Source organism: Microbacterium sp. NPDC064978 (assembly GCF_044543605.1).
GTDB classification, from domain to species: Bacteria; Actinomycetota; Actinomycetes; order Actinomycetales; family Microbacteriaceae; genus Microbacterium; species Microbacterium meiriae.
Window position 1 is genome coordinate 1,205,801 of the sequence record NZ_JBITWF010000001.1, and the last position, 13,459, is coordinate 1,219,259.

The window sequence follows — 13,459 nt, forward strand, 5'->3', positions numbered from 1 at the left end:
CCGTGGCCGGCATCGAGGCCGTCGCCTCGTCCCTCGGCATGACCACCTCGCCCGTCACGGGCGCGAAGACGGGCGACGACACGGCCTTCGCGAACAGCGTCACCGGGGCGATCGACGAGCTGCGCTCGCTGCAGTCCGAGTCCGACTCCCTCAAGGTCGCGGCCGTGACCGGGGACCTCGACGACATCCATGCGGCGATGATCGCGTCCTCGCGCGCCGCCGTCACCCTCGAACTCGTCGCCGCCGTCCGCAACAAGGGCGTCGACGCGTTCAACGAGATCATGCGGATGCAGGCCTGATGCCCCCGGCAGTGACCGGGGCGTTCCAGCGGATGCGGCGGGTGGTCGCCGGATTCTCGCTCGCGCAGCGGACCATCGCCATCATCGGCATCGCGGTGCTCGCGCTCGGCATCATCGCGCTGTCCAGCTGGCTCAGCCGCCCCACCTACACCCCACTGTTCTCGGGATTGAACGCCTCGGACGCGAACGCCGTGGTGGAGCAGCTGCGCTCCGCCTCCGTGCCCTACGAGCTCGCCGACGGCGGCGCCACGGTGCTCGTCCCCGAGAAGGACGTGTACGACCAGCGGCTCGCCGCCGCCTCCGCCGGGCTGCCGAGCGCCGGATCGGCCGGGTACTCGCTGCTGGACGACATGGGTGTCACCACGAGCGAGTTCCAGCAGTCGGTCACCTACAAGCGCGCGATCGAGGGCGAGCTTGCCGCGACGATCTCCGCCATCGACGGCGTCTCCGCGGCCTCGGTGCAGCTCGCCATCCCGGAGGAGAGCGTCTTCGTGTCGGAGACCGTCGATGCGACCGCCTCCGTGTTCGTGGAGACCGCCGGACGCACGACGCTCGACCAGAAGCAGGTCGAGGCCATCGTGCACCTCACCTCGGCGGCCGTCAGCGGCATGAAGCCGGAGAATGTCGCCGTGGTCGATCAGACCGGGCGCACGCTCTCGACCGTGGGCGGCGGGGCCACCGGCGGACTCGATCAGCAGGCGAGCGACTACGAGGCCCGCGTGGCCGCGAGCGTGCAGCAGATGCTCGACACCGTGGTCGGCCCGGGGAATGCGACCGTGACCGTCGTCGCCGAGATCGACCGCTCGGTGAACGAACGCGTCGAGGAGACCTACACCCCGGCCGAGGGCGCTCCCCCGCTCACCGAGGAGGTCCGTGAGCAGAACAGCAACGGATCGACCTCCGAAGCCGGTGTCCTGGGTCCGGACAACATCGCCGTGCCGAACGGGAACGGCGACGGCACCTACACGAACACCGAGGAGACGCGCACCAACGCCGTCAACAAGGCCACGGAGAGCACCTCCACTCCCGCCGGCACCCTGCTGCGGCAGTCCGTGTCGGTCGCCGTGGACGCCGGGGCCGGGGGCGACCTCAGCTCCGCCCAGCTCAGCGACCTCGTGGCCACCGCCGCCGGCATCGACCGCACCCGCGGCGACGAGCTCGCCGTCGAACTCGTCGCCTTCAGCCAGACCGATGCCGAGGCCGCGCAGGCCGCGCTGCAGGCGGCGAAGGAGGCCGAAGAGGGTGCCCGTCAGGCCGCCCTCCTGAACACCGTCATCATCGCGGCCGCCATCGCCATCCCGCTCATCGCCGCGATCGCCGCCCTCATCATCCGCTCCCGGCGGAAGGCACGCGGCGTGGAGGAGTTCGACCAGCTCTTCGGCGATCGTCCTGTCGAGCTGTCCGCGCTCTCGGCGGACGCGCCGACGGCCGTGCTGGAGGCGCCGACCACGCCGCTCGCCTTCCTCGAGCCGGTACCCGACCTCGACCCGGATCCCGAACCCGAGCCCACGCAGATCAGCCTCGAGCGCCGCCGCGCCGAGATCGCCGCGCTCACCCGTCAGGATCCGCAGCGCACCGCGGAGCTGCTGCGCACCCTCATCGACGACAGGTCGCGGGTATGAGCGGACTGACGGATCGGCAGACGGCCGCGATCGTCCTGATGAACCTCGACCGCGCGCAGGCCGTCGAGGTCATGAAGCACCTCTCCGAGGCGGAGGCCGAGGCCGTCGCCGCCGAGATCATCGGGCTGCAGGATCTCGACGCGGAGACCACGGTCCAGGCGCTGGGGCAGTTCCATCGCATCGCCGCGGGGCACCTCCCGCCGGCGCGCGGCGGACGCGACATCGCCGCAGGCCTGCTGGAGGCCTCGTTCGGCTCCGAGCGGGCGGCAGCCGTGCTCGGCCGGGTCGGCTCGACGTCGATGAGCGCGTCGTTCGACTTCCTCGCCTCCGCCGACGCCGCCCACCTCGCCACGCTCCTCGACGGGGAGCTGCCGCAGACCGTCGCCCTGGTGCTCGCCCATCTCCCCGCCGAACAGGCCGCCGCCGTCCTCGCCGCGCTGCCCGATCCGGCGCGGACCGACGTCGCCCAGGCCATCGCCACCATGGGCACCGCCTCGCAGGAGGCCATCGTCATCGTCGCCGACGCCCTCAAGGCCCGGACCGGCAGCCTTGCCTCGCGGGACAGTCCCGAGGTGCTCGGCGGCGTCGAGCCGCTCGTGGAGATCATCGGGCGGTCGGGAGCGACGATCGAGAAGGCGCTGCTGGCCAGCATCGAGGACCGCGACAGCGCCCTCGCCGAGGACATCCGCTCGCGCATGTTCACGTTCGCGGACATCGTCAAGCTCGACGACCGGGACACCCAGCGCGTGCTGCGGGGCATGGACATCCGCTCCCTGGCTCTCGCCCTCAAGGGGGCGCAGCAGCCGATCGTCGACCTCATCCGCCGCAACGTGTCCGAGCGCAACCGCGAGAACCTCGACGAGGAGGCCCGGACGCTGGGCCCGGTGCGCGTCTCCCAGGTCGAGGAGGCGCGGGCCGAGATCGTCCGGACGATCCGTGCCCTGGAGGCCGCGGGAGACATCACCGTGCAGCGGGCGGACGAGGACGAATATGTCTACTGACGCCTTCGCCCCCGCTGCCTTCCCCCGGCTCGGCGGCTCCGACCACCGGACGGAACAGGAGCGCGCCCGCCGCCGCGGGTACGCGGAGGGACACGCCGCGGGCTTCCGGGCGGGCGCGGCCGACGCCGACGCCGCCCGTCGCGTCGCCGAGGCCGAGCTGGCCGAACGGGAGCGCGCCCGCGCCGCGGACGTCGCCGCCGCCGTCGCCGCCCTGCACGCCGCCGCGCGGTCCCTCGCCGCCCGAGAGGCGGAGCTGGAGTCCGCTGCGACGAGCCAGGTGCACTCCCATGCGATCGACCTCGCGGAACTGATCCTCGCCGCGGAGCTGAGCGACGCAGGAGCGTCGGCCGCCGCCGCGGCCCGCCGCGCCCTGAGCGCGACCGATGCGGCCGCCGTACGTCGCCTCCGTCTGCACCCGGACGACCTCCGCGTCCTCTCCGCGGAGGCCGGCGACGACATCCCCGGACTCACGCTGGTGCCCGACGAGACCCTCACCCGCGGCGACGCCGTGGCCGTGCTGGAGCACGGTGTCATCGACGCCAGGGTGGGGACCGCCCTCGACCGGGCGCGCCGCGCGGTCGCGGAGGCCGCGCCGTGAGCCCCTGGACGGCGGTGCTCGAGGCGGCGCGTCCGGAACGGATCGGCGAGGTCTCGCAGGTCCGCGGCCTCAGCGTGCAGGTCCGCGGGCTCGACGGCGCCGTGGGGGACGTGGTGACGCTCGACGGCATCGACGCCGAGGTCGTCGCGACCGGGGAGGACGGGCTGCGCTGCATGCCGCTCGCCTCGGTCGCCGGGCTCACCGTCGGCGCCCCCGTGCGCGGCCGCGGCGGCCCGGTGCGGGTTCCCACCGGATCGGCGCTGCTCGGCCGGGTCCTGGACGGGCTCGGACGCCCCATCGACGGCAAGGGTCCGCTCGCGGCGCCGCACGTGAGCCTGGATCACGACACCCCCTCGATCATGGAGCGCGACCGCATCGACACCGCGCTCCCCCTCGGCGTGCGCGCCCTCGACACCCTCGTCAGCGTCGGCCGCGGACAGCGCGTCGGCCTGTTCGCGGGGTCAGGGGTCGGGAAGTCGTCGCTGCTGTCGATGATCGCCCGCAGCACCGAGGCCGAGGTCACCGTGATCGCCCTCGTCGGCGAGCGCGGTCGCGAGGTGCGGGAGTTCATCGAGGACGATCTGGGGCCGGAGGGACTCGCCCGCTCCGTCGTCATCGTCTCGACCTCGGACCAGCCGGCCATGGCCCGCATCCGTGCCGCGTTCACCGCCACCCGGATCGCGGAAGCCTTCCGTGACGAGGGCGCCCACGCGATCCTCATGATGGACTCGCTGACCCGGGTCGCGATGGCCCAGCGCGAGATCGGGCTCTCCGCGGGTGAGCCGCCGGCCACCCGCGGCTACCCGCCGTCCACCTTCTCCCTCCTCGCCGGGTTGCTGGAGCGCGCCGGCACCGACCGCGCCGGGTCCATCACCGGCATCTACACCGTGCTCGTCGACGGCGACGATCACAACGAGCCCATCGCCGACACGGTCCGCTCCATCCTCGACGGCCACGTCGTGCTGGATCGCGCGCTCGCCCTCGCCGGCCACCACCCCGCGATCGACGTCCTCGGGTCCGTGTCCCGCGTGGCCGGCAAGATCACGAGTCCGGAGCGCCGTGCACAGGCGGCCACCCTCCGCGCCGTGCTCGCGGCCCGACGCCGGGCGAACGACCTCATCGACATCGGCGCCTACCACGCCGGTGCCGATGCCCGCATCGACGCGGCGATCGCACACGAGCGCGCCATCTCGGCCTTCCTCACCCAGCCGCTCGACGAGACGAGCGCGATCGAGGAGTCCTGGACGCGGCTGGACGGCCTCGTCTCCGCCTTCGAGGGGGTGTCATGAGCAGAGGGTTCTCTCTCGCCGGTCTCCTGCGCGTGCGGGAGATCCAGGAGCGCGCCGCCGCGCAGCGCCTCTCGCGCGCGGTCATCGACGCGCAGCACACCGAGGCCAGGGACCGGGCCCTGCGCGCACACCTGGCCGGTACCGACACGGAGGCCGTCGACGTGCGCACCCTCGCTGCGCTCGCCGCGGCCCGGGTCTCCGGGCGGGCGCTGCTCGCCGACCTCACCGCGCTGGCCGACTTCCAGCAGGAGACGGTCGCGGAGGCGCGGTCCGCGCACGCGGACGCCCGGCGCACGCTCCGCGGCCTCGAACGACTCGCGGACAACCACGCGGTAGCCGTGCGGACGGCCGACCTGCACGCCGAGCAGGCGGAGCTCGACGAGATCGCCGCACGCTCGCGGACGGAGGGGACGGCATGACCGCACTCGACCTCCTCACCGCCCTGGATGCCCGCCCCGTGCGTCCCTCCGCCCCAGCCGCACGCGCCAGCTCGCCCGGTGCGACCGCGTTCGCCGAGGCTGTGCGCGATGCGGTGCGGGAGACGGCATCCCCCGGTCCCGGTGCGACCGACGACCCCGGCAGCGCCGCGGAGACCACGACCGAGGCCGAGCCTGCCGCCACCGTTCCGGTCGAGGGCGCCGCGACCGTCTCACCGCTGCTCCCCGCCCCGCCGACTCCCGCGGGTGCCGGCGCGCCACTCGTGCCAACCCTCTCCGCCGAATCGGACGCACCTCCGGCGACGACGGAGACACCCACGGCGGTCTCGCCTCCGCGCCTCCCGTCCGCCGCCGGGCAGGACGCCCTCCTCGTACCCGGCGAGGGCACGGCCGGCGCCGCGGCGACGCCCGCCTCCGGGGAGACCGTGGGTACCCCCTCCTCCGCCTCGCCGTCCGACGCCGGGGACGCCGTGGCGGTCCCGCTCCTCCCGACGTCGGTGCCGCCCTCCGCACCGTCTCCGGACCCGGCGACCGTCCGACCGGGCCTGCGGCCCCCCACCCCGGGTCGAGAGACCGGAGAAGTCGCGCCCCCCGGCATCGCCGTCGGGAACGGGACGGCCACCGGAACCGACCTCTCCCTGCCCCGAGTCTCCGCAGCCGCGCCGGCTCGCACGTCGATCGTGCCCTCACCCTCCGCTGCAGAGGCGACGACCGCCGACGACACGGTCCCGGTGCCGGCAGCACCCTCGATCCCCGCATCGGTCTCCGCGCCGGCCGCGGCCCCGCCGAGCGTCGATCCCGTGGCCGCGGGGTCCGCTGCCGCCCCGAGCCCGGTCGCCGCCACCGCTCTCGCCCCCGCGACACCGCCGAGCGCGGTCGCCGCGCCGGCCCGCCCGGCTCTCCTCCCGCAGGTGGCGGCCCCCGTGGTGTCCCTCGCCCAGGCCCCGGACGGAGACCACCGGATCACGCTGACCGTCTCGCCGGAGAACCTCGGCCCCGTGACCGTGCGCGCCCTCATCGCCGGGTCCACGATCCGCATCGAGCTGCACGCCCCCGGCGAGCTCGGGCGGGACGCGCTGCGCGCCATCCTCGGCGACCTCCGTCGTGATCTCGCGATCGCCGCTCCGCAGGCGACCCTCAGCCTCACCACGTCGGACGGCTCGCCCTCCTCGCCGCAGCACGGAGGGACGGGCGGTCAGACCGGGAACGGCGGCGCCGATGCCCAGCGGCACCAGGCGACCGCGCGCGCCTCCGCCGTCCCGCCGACGCCGGCAGAAGTTCCACCCCCGCCCCCTCCCGCACCGCCCGTCGCTCCGCTCGGCGGCATCGACGTCTACGCCTGACCAGAGAGGACCCCATGACCACGGTCGACTCCATCACCGGCACCCTCCCGCCGGGTGCCACGCCGACGTCCGGTGTGCAGACCGGCAGCACGACCCCGGCGACCGAGCGCAAGAAGACGCTCGACTCCGAGGTGTTCCTCAAGCTGCTCGTGACCCAGCTCACCAACCAGGACCCGAGCTCCCCCATGAACACGAACGAGATGATCTCGCAGACCACGCAGCTCGCCTCCATGGAGCAGCTGACGGCGCTCGCCTCGACGAGCACCGAGAGCTTCGCGCTCAGCATGCGGCAGACCGCCGCCGCCCTCCTCGGCCAGGAGGCGCAGTACGTCGACGCCGACGGTGTCACCCAGAAGGGCATCGTCACCGCGGTCTCCTATGCGGGAGCCATCCCCACCGTGACCATCGGCGAGAAGTCGATCCCCCTCGACGCCGTCTCCGGCGTCTCCCTCGTCCCCGGCACCGCTGCCTGACCCCGCTCCCCAGAAAGGCATCACCATGCTCCGTTCCCTCTTCTCCGGAATCTCCGGACTCCGCTCGCACCAGACCATGCTCGACGTCACGGGCAACAACATCGCCAACGTCAACACGACCGGCTTCAAGGCCTCGTCCGTGCAGTTCCAGGACTCCCTCTCGCAGCTGCTGCGCAACTCGATGCTGCCGCAGCAGGCGACGGGCGGACAGAACCCGGCCCAGGTCGGGCTCGGTGTGCAGGTCGCCGGCATCAGCACCAACTTCGCCGGCGGTGCCCCGCAGCCGACCGGCGTTCCCACCGACCTGATGATCTCGGGCGACGGGTTCTTCGTCGTCCGCTCCGGCGGCGAGACGCTGTACACCCGCAACGGCGGCTTCACCTTCGATGCGAGCGGCCGTCTGGTCGGCGCCGGCGGCGCGCTCGTCCAGGGGTGGACGGCGCGCAACGGCGCGATCGTCCCCGGCCAGGGCATCGGCGACATCACCCTCCCGGTCGGCGCCCTCAGTCCAGCCGCGGCCACCACCACCGCGCGCGCCACGGGCAACCTGCCCTCCGGCGCCCCGGTCGGCGAGACGCTCGTGCGCGACATCAAGACGTACGGCGCCGACGGCTCCGCCTCCACCCTGCGCCTGACCTTCACGCGCAGCGCGACCGGGTGGAACGTCACCGACGGCGCGGGCGCGAGCACCGCGCTGACCTTCACCGACGGCGTGCAGAACGGCGCCGGCAGCATCGTGTCCGGCGGCGTCACCGTCGACCTGTCCGGGGTGACCGGTTTCGCCGACGTCAGCGACATCGCCATCAAGGAGCAGAACGGCAAGCCGGCCGGCACGCTGAGCTCCTACGCCCTGACGAACGACGGCAGCCTCGTCGGCACATTCAGCAACGGCGACACCCAGGTGCTGGCCCGCATCGCGCTCGCCGGCTTCGTCAACCCCGGGGGTCTGGAGAAGGTCGGCTCGTCGCAGTTCCGTCCGAGCGGCAACTCGGGTCAGGCCGAGCTCGGACAGCCCGGCACCGGCGGCCTCGGCGGCATCATCAGCGGTGCTCTGGAGATGTCGAACGTCGACCTCTCCCAGGAGTTCACGAACCTCATCGTCGCGCAGCGCGGTTTCCAGGCGAACGCCCGCATCATCACCACCAGCGACGAGGTCCTCCAGGAGCTCACCAACCTCAAGCGCTGACCCCTCCCCGAGACCCCGCTTTCGCGCCGAGGCCCCGCCGTATCCACGTGGATACGGCGGGGCCTCGGCGACAACACGGGGTTTCGGGCGCCTCAGACGTAGATGCCGCGCTGCTCCATGAAGCGCACCGGGTTCGTGTACCCGCCGTTGATGTAGACCTCGAAGTGGAGGTGGCATCCGAACGATCGCCCGGTGTCACCGGCATAGGCGATGACCTGGCCGGAGCGCACCCACTGTCCGCTGCGCACGTTGATGCCGCCCGGCTTGATGTGGGCGTATCCCGTGCTGATGCCGCCGCCGTGCTGGATGCGGATGTAGTTGCCGTAGTTCCCGTTCGGTCCGGCATAGTCGACCGTGCCGGAGTTCGCGGCGTAGATCGCGGCGCCGCAGCCGTTGGCGAGGTCCGCACCGTAGTGGAAACTCGACGAGCAGCCCTGAGGACCGCAGATGGGGGTGCGCGGGCCGTAGCTCGAGCTGCGCGCGCCGCCGTGCGGGCGGACCCAGCCACCGTTGCCCGCGGAGCCGCCGCCACCACCGCCGCCGCCGCCACCGCCACCACCGCCGCTGGTCCCCCGAGCGGCAGCTGCCGCCGCCGCGGCCGCCGCAGCCGCCTCGCGCTTGCGGCGGGCTTCCTCTTCCCGCCGCCGCGCCTCGACGCCCGCCTGGTACCCCGTGACCGTCTTGGTCGTGGTGTCCTTGAGGGCGGCCAGCTGCGCCTTGAGGGTCTCGAGGTTCGCCGCCTGCTCGTCGAGTGCGGCCTGCGCGGCGTCCGCGGCCTGCTGCGCCGCGACCATCTTCTGCTCGGCGACCTGCTGCAGGCGGTCGCGCTCGTCCCGGGCGACGTCGGCCTGCGCCGTCAGCGCCTGGGCGGTGTCGCGCGCCGAGACGGCGTTGTCGTAGGTGGTCTGGTTGTACTCGAGGAACTTGTTCATCGTGCCGAGGCGCGACAGGAGTTCGTCGGCGTTGGCGCCTGACCCTGCGAAGAACAGCTCCAGAGCGGTGTCGTCCCCGCCGCTGCGGTACAGCTGGGCGGCGACCTGACCGGCTTTCTTCGCCGTCTCCTCCGCGAGCGCCGACTGCTCGTCGGCCTGAGCCTGCAGGGTCTCCGCCTCCGTGATGGCCGCGAAGTACGCCTGCTGGGCCTCGTAGAACTCGTCCGACGCGACCTGGGCCGCCGCCTGGGTCTCGGCGACCTTGCGCTCGAGGGACTGGATCAACCCCTGGATCCGGGTGACCTCACCGGCCTTGGCCGCCTCGTTGTTCTTCGCCCGCTGGACGTCGTCCCAGCTCGGGTAGGACGCGGCGTGCGCGGCGGTGACGCCGGACCCGACGCCGAAGGCGGCGAGCGCGACCACGCCCAGCGCCCCGATCCCGAAGGCGCTGCGGCGGCTGACCGGCTGGCGCCACAGCGCGCCCCGCTCGGCCGCCGTCGGCGCGCAGCCGCATTCCTCGGCCGCCGTCGCCGCGGCCTTCTCCACGTTCCGATCCCGCACAAGGCTCCCTTCGCCCGCTGCTCATCGTCCCCCGCCCCTGATCCCTATCGGCGACGACGCGCCCGTCGTGAGGAAGATCCCCGTCCGCTCGGGCACCGGCGCTAACGACGCGCAGCGCCCGGCCGACAGTCCCCTCCGACAGCCCAGGACGGGCCGTCGGTTCCCCGCTTCCGGGCGGGGCGAGCTTTTTCCAGGATGGAGCCCATGATCGTCCTCACGCGCCTGAACCGTTCCCGGTTCGCGGTGAACCCCGACCTGATCGAACGTGTCCAGGCCACGCCGGACACGACGATCACGATGGTCGACGGCGCGACCTTCGTCGTCACGGAGACGATGGACGACGTGATCGCCCGCATCACCCGGTTCCGCGCCGGTGTCCTCGCGACCGCCGCCGCGCTGGTCGCGGCCGGCACCGAGGACCCCCTGCCCGGCGCTGACGTGACGGGAGGGGACGCCTGATGGATCCGTCTCTCATCCTCGGGCTCGTCCTCGCGTTCGGCGCCCTGATCGCCATGATCAACCTGGAGGGCGCGACGGTCGGTTCGCTCCTGCTCCCGGCTCCCATGGTGCTCGTCTTCGGCGCCACGATCGCGGTCGGGCTCGCCAGCGGCACGCTGCGCGACGCCCTGCACGCCGTGAAGTCCCTCCCCCGCGCCTTCCGCGGCGAGCGGCGCACCGCGCAGAGCACGATCGACACCGTGGTCGGCTACGCGGAGAAGGCCCGCTCCGAGGGCCTGCTCGCGCTGGAGCAGGGTCTGGACGAGGAGAAGGACCCGTTCCTGCGGCAGGCCCTGCAGAGCATCGCCGACGGCACGGACGCGGAGGACCTGCGGGTGCTCCTCGAGGACGAGCTCACGTCCACCGCCGCCCGGAACCGCACCGCCTCGCGCTTCTACATGACCCTCGGCGGGTTCGCTCCCACGGTGGGCATCATCGGCACGGTGGTCAGCCTCACCCACGTGCTGGAGAAGCTCGACAAGCCGGACACGCTCGGCCCGATGATCGCCGCGGCCTTCGTCGCCACGCTGTGGGGCCTGCTGTCGGCGAACTTCATCTGGCTGCCGATCGGCGGCCGGCTGCAGCGCCTCGGCGAGCTGGAGCTCGAACGCATGACGGTGCTGATGGAGGGCATGCTCGCCGTGCAGGCCGGCGCCGCCCCCGCCCACGTCCGCGAACGTCTGAGCGCGCTCGTCTCCGACCGCTCCCCCGGCCGCTCCCGCCGCCGCGAGCAGCCCGCGGAGACGGAGGCGCACGAGGACCTCTTCTCATGAGCGTGCGCACCCGACGCCGTGTCCAGGAGTCCGAGCACAGCGGACCGGACGAGCGCTGGATGGCGTCCTACCTCGACATGGTGACGGTGCTCATGTGCATGTTCATCGTGCTGTTCGCGATGTCGACGGTCGACCAGGAGAAGTTCGAGGCCCTCAGCGCCTCGCTCGCGACGGGTTTCGGCCAGGAGCCCTCGGACGACGTCGACGTGACCAGCGGCGTGGTCGTGCCTCCGGAGCTCATCGACGACGAGGGCCAGGACTTCGCCGACACGGGCCTGGAGGCCGCGGAGCGCGAGTTCGACGAGCTGTCCGCCCTGCGCGAGCGGCTGCGTCAGGTCCTCGCGGAGCGGGGACTGGAGACCGACGTCACCTTCACGATCGATGAGCGCGGGCTGACCATCGGACTGGTGAGCGCGGAGACCTTCTTCACCACCAACAGCACGGATCTCAGTCCGGCCGCGACGCAGGTGCTGGACGCCCTGGGTTCGGTCCTCGTCTCCGCGCCGAACGAGATCTCGGTGGAGGGGCACGCCGACGCCCGCGGCTCGGTCGCACCCTTCCCGACCAACTGGGAGCTCTCGGCCGGACGCTCCACCCAGGTGCTGCGCTATCTCGTGGAGGCAGCCGGCCTGCCCCCCGCACACCTCAAATCCGTGGGCTTCGGCGACACCCGTCCGGTGGCCGCCGGGAGCACCCCCGAGCAGCTCGCCGAGAACCGCCGCGTGGACATCGTCATCCTCTCCGACGCCAGCGAGGAGGTGCGAGCGCTGATCCCTGCCGCGGGTGCTGCGCAGACCTCCCCCTGACCTGCCCCTAACGCACGCCGATCACCGCCCGATAGTCGGGTTCGTGGTGATGGATGACGGCGTGCGCTCGCGAGTGCGCGCGGAAACGGCGACCGCCGACGTCGAGGTCTACGACTTCGGCCGGGCGGCGACGCTGTCGCGCGAGCACGCCCGCACCCTGGAGCTCGCCTTCGAGACGTTCGCCCGGCAATGGTCGGCCCAGCTCTCGGGCAAGATCCACGTGCGCGCGACCATCGCCGTCGAGCACGTGGGCATGCTCACGTACGGCGAGTACGCGCAGTCGCTGCCCACGACCACGACCATGATCGTGTGCGCGCTGCCGGATTCCGACGAGCGCCTGATCGTGCAGGTGCCGATCCCGACCGCGACCTCCTGGATCGTGCAGATGGTCGGCGGCCGGGTCACCGCCACCGCCGAGGACCGCACGTTCACCCCGATCGAGCAGGCGCTGATCCGGTCGTTGATCGGCGACGCGATCGATCACCTCACCGGCAGCCTCGACGGACTGCTGCCCACCGGGGTCGCCGTCGCCGGCATCCAGTACAGCTCCCAGTTCGCTCAGGTCGCCGCCGCCGGGGAGCCGGTGATCGTGGCGCGTCTGTCGATGCGCCACGGCGGCCGGACCGTCCCCGCCAGCATCATGCTCCCCGCCTCGGTGCTCGCCGGCTTCGCGGTGCGCGCCTCCGACGCCGACCGCTCCGAGACCCCCGGTCTCGTGCGCCGCCAGGTGGAATCGACTCCGGTCGAGATCGCGCTCCGGCTGGCACCGCGGACCGTGCTGCCCCGTGAGGTGCTCGACCTCGCCGTCGGGGATCTGCTGCCCCTGCCGCATGCCGCCGACCGTCCGATGCTCCTCACCGTCGGCGATCAGACCGTCGCGACGGCGGCCGTCGGCAGTGCCGGTGCCCGCCTCGCCTGCGTCGTGACCGCCACCGTCCCCGAAACCGCCCCCGCTCAGGAGTCCGCGTGATCAGCACCACCGCCTACGAGTCCGCCGTCGCCGCCGCGTTCGCGGCGCGACTGCCCACCGCCGCACCGGTCACCGCCCGCGCCTCCCAGGCGTCCGGGGATACCGGGGAGGCCGTCGTGGCGCAGTTCGTCGGAGAGGCGAGCGCGCAGCTCGCCGTGCAGCTCCTCGACGCCGACGTGCTGGTCGACGGCCTCGGGGGCCGTCCGCTCACGGACCGGCTCCTGGATGCGCTCGAGGCCGCCGCGACCGCCCTCGGCCCTGGGCTGCTGGGCGAGGCGGCGGTCGGCGACGCCTCGGCCGTCTTCGCCGACCCGCAGACCCAGCTCTTCGACCTCGTGGACCACACCGAGCGGACCATCGGCCGACTCGCGGTGCGGATCACGCATCGCCCGGCGCGTCCGACGGGAGCCGACGGCCGCCTGCACCGCATCGCGGGCGTCGAGATGGAGCTCACGGTGGAGATCGGCCGCACCCGCATGGCGGTCCGCGACGTGCTCGACCTCGAGCCGGGTCGCATCGTGGAGCTCGACCGCTCCGCGGGAGCCCCGGCGGACGTCAAGCTCAACGGACGCACGATCGCACACGGCGAGGTCGTCGTCGTGGATCAGGACTACGCGGTGCGGATCACCCGCATCCTCGAGAACGTCGAGGCCTGACCCTGGACGACCTCC

Annotated in this window: 15 protein-coding genes; 14 read left to right on the plus strand and 1 reads right to left on the minus strand. The window is 73.0% G+C overall.

Annotation, left to right across the window (positions count from 1 at the left end; all coding sequences use genetic code 11):
- Nucleotides 1–38: 38 nt before the first annotated feature.
- The 9 genes from fliE to ACIGJI_RS06045 are packed head-to-tail and all read left to right on the plus strand — an operon-like array spanning nt 39 to nt 8,248.
- Nucleotides 39–299: a flagellar hook-basal body complex protein FliE gene (gene fliE / locus ACIGJI_RS06005; RefSeq protein ID WP_363445955.1), complete on the plus strand. Its 261-nt coding sequence runs from the start codon at nt 39–41 to the stop codon at nt 297–299.
- Nucleotides 299–1,921 (plus strand): flagellar basal-body MS-ring/collar protein FliF, encoded by a 1,623-nt coding sequence (fliF, locus tag ACIGJI_RS06010; protein ID WP_187663409.1) that lies wholly within the window; start codon nt 299–301, stop codon nt 1,919–1,921. The genes fliE and fliF overlap by 1 nt, the downstream gene beginning before the upstream one ends.
- Nucleotides 1,918–2,922: a flagellar motor switch protein FliG gene (gene fliG, locus ACIGJI_RS06015; protein WP_187663408.1), complete on the plus strand. Its 1,005-nt coding sequence runs from the start codon at nt 1,918–1,920 to the stop codon at nt 2,920–2,922. Before fliF ends, fliG begins: the two co-directional genes overlap by 4 nt.
- On the plus strand, nt 2,912–3,520 hold the full coding sequence (locus tag ACIGJI_RS06020) for a FliH/SctL family protein (protein WP_363445534.1): 609 nt from the start codon (nt 2,912–2,914) through the stop codon (nt 3,518–3,520). The genes fliG and ACIGJI_RS06020 overlap by 11 nt, the downstream gene beginning before the upstream one ends.
- The gene (locus ACIGJI_RS06025; RefSeq protein WP_363445532.1) at nt 3,517–4,809 is read left to right on the plus strand and encodes a FliI/YscN family ATPase; all 1,293 of its coding nucleotides are present in this window, start codon (nt 3,517–3,519) and stop codon (nt 4,807–4,809) included. Before ACIGJI_RS06020 ends, ACIGJI_RS06025 begins: the two co-directional genes overlap by 4 nt.
- Nucleotides 4,806–5,228, plus strand: coding sequence for a hypothetical protein (locus tag ACIGJI_RS06030; protein WP_363445530.1), 423 nt, complete (start codon nt 4,806–4,808; stop codon nt 5,226–5,228). Before ACIGJI_RS06025 ends, ACIGJI_RS06030 begins: the two co-directional genes overlap by 4 nt.
- Nucleotides 5,225–6,589, plus strand: a complete 1,365-nt coding sequence (locus ACIGJI_RS06035) for a hypothetical protein (RefSeq protein ID WP_363445528.1) — start codon at nt 5,225–5,227, stop codon at nt 6,587–6,589. Before ACIGJI_RS06030 ends, ACIGJI_RS06035 begins: the two co-directional genes overlap by 4 nt.
- Nucleotides 6,590–6,603: 14 nt before the next feature.
- Nucleotides 6,604–7,062, plus strand: coding sequence for a flagellar hook assembly protein FlgD (locus ACIGJI_RS06040; RefSeq protein ID WP_136050650.1), 459 nt, complete (start codon nt 6,604–6,606; stop codon nt 7,060–7,062).
- 25 nt (nt 7,063–7,087) lie between these two features.
- Nucleotides 7,088–8,248 (plus strand): flagellar hook protein FlgE, encoded by a 1,161-nt coding sequence (locus ACIGJI_RS06045; protein WP_187663403.1) that lies wholly within the window; start codon nt 7,088–7,090, stop codon nt 8,246–8,248.
- 92 nt (nt 8,249–8,340) lie between these two features.
- On the opposite strand, the gene ACIGJI_RS06050 is transcribed toward ACIGJI_RS06045, so the two are convergent.
- Nucleotides 8,341–9,726, minus strand: a complete 1,386-nt coding sequence (locus tag ACIGJI_RS06050) for a peptidoglycan DD-metalloendopeptidase family protein (protein WP_363445526.1) — start codon at nt 9,724–9,726, stop codon at nt 8,341–8,343.
- A 219-nt stretch (nt 9,727–9,945) separates the two neighbouring features.
- Between ACIGJI_RS06050 and ACIGJI_RS06055 the strand changes: the two genes are divergently transcribed.
- From ACIGJI_RS06055 to fliN, 5 genes are read left to right on the plus strand one after another with little or no spacing between them, the layout of a single operon-like run.
- Nucleotides 9,946–10,200 (plus strand): flagellar FlbD family protein, encoded by a 255-nt coding sequence (locus ACIGJI_RS06055; RefSeq protein WP_187663401.1) that lies wholly within the window; start codon nt 9,946–9,948, stop codon nt 10,198–10,200.
- Complete coding sequence (locus tag ACIGJI_RS06060; protein WP_071327503.1) at nt 10,200–11,012, plus strand: motility protein A; 813 nt, start codon at nt 10,200–10,202, stop codon at nt 11,010–11,012. Before ACIGJI_RS06055 ends, ACIGJI_RS06060 begins: the two co-directional genes overlap by 1 nt.
- Nucleotides 11,009–11,818, plus strand: a complete 810-nt coding sequence (locus ACIGJI_RS06065; protein ID WP_187663400.1) for a flagellar motor protein MotB — start codon at nt 11,009–11,011, stop codon at nt 11,816–11,818. Before ACIGJI_RS06060 ends, ACIGJI_RS06065 begins: the two co-directional genes overlap by 4 nt.
- 49 nt (nt 11,819–11,867) lie before the next feature.
- Nucleotides 11,868–12,788, plus strand: coding sequence for a flagellar motor switch protein FliM (locus ACIGJI_RS06070; RefSeq protein WP_232089266.1), 921 nt, complete (start codon nt 11,868–11,870; stop codon nt 12,786–12,788).
- A complete protein-coding gene (gene fliN / locus ACIGJI_RS06075; protein ID WP_363445524.1) occupies nt 12,785–13,444 on the plus strand; it encodes a flagellar motor switch protein FliN in 660 nt (219 codons plus the stop codon). The genes ACIGJI_RS06070 and fliN overlap by 4 nt, the downstream gene beginning before the upstream one ends.
- Nucleotides 13,445–13,459 lie beyond the last annotated feature (15 nt).

Excerpts from the sequence above, each read along its gene's own strand:
- fliE (WP_363445955.1), top strand. The coding sequence starts at position 39 with ATGACCACCTCGCCCGTCACGGGCGCGAAGACGGGCGACGACACGGCC.
- fliF (WP_187663409.1), top strand. The coding sequence starts at position 299 with ATGCCCCCGGCAGTGACCGGGGCGTTCCAGCGGATGCGGCGGGTGGTC.
- fliG (WP_187663408.1), top strand. The coding sequence starts at position 1,918 with ATGAGCGGACTGACGGATCGGCAGACGGCCGCGATCGTCCTGATGAAC.
- ACIGJI_RS06020 (WP_363445534.1), top strand. The coding sequence starts at position 2,912 with ATGTCTACTGACGCCTTCGCCCCCGCTGCCTTCCCCCGGCTCGGCGGC.
- ACIGJI_RS06030 (WP_363445530.1), top strand. The coding sequence starts at position 4,806 with ATGAGCAGAGGGTTCTCTCTCGCCGGTCTCCTGCGCGTGCGGGAGATC.
- ACIGJI_RS06035 (WP_363445528.1), top strand. The coding sequence starts at position 5,225 with ATGACCGCACTCGACCTCCTCACCGCCCTGGATGCCCGCCCCGTGCGT.
- ACIGJI_RS06040 (WP_136050650.1), top strand. The coding sequence starts at position 6,604 with ATGACCACGGTCGACTCCATCACCGGCACCCTCCCGCCGGGTGCCACG.
- ACIGJI_RS06045 (WP_187663403.1), top strand. The coding sequence starts at position 7,088 with ATGCTCCGTTCCCTCTTCTCCGGAATCTCCGGACTCCGCTCGCACCAG.
- ACIGJI_RS06055 (WP_187663401.1), top strand. The coding sequence starts at position 9,946 with ATGATCGTCCTCACGCGCCTGAACCGTTCCCGGTTCGCGGTGAACCCC.
- ACIGJI_RS06060 (WP_071327503.1), top strand. The coding sequence starts at position 10,200 with ATGGATCCGTCTCTCATCCTCGGGCTCGTCCTCGCGTTCGGCGCCCTG.
- ACIGJI_RS06065 (WP_187663400.1), top strand. The coding sequence starts at position 11,009 with ATGAGCGTGCGCACCCGACGCCGTGTCCAGGAGTCCGAGCACAGCGGA.
- ACIGJI_RS06070 (WP_232089266.1), top strand. The coding sequence starts at position 11,868 with ATGGATGACGGCGTGCGCTCGCGAGTGCGCGCGGAAACGGCGACCGCC.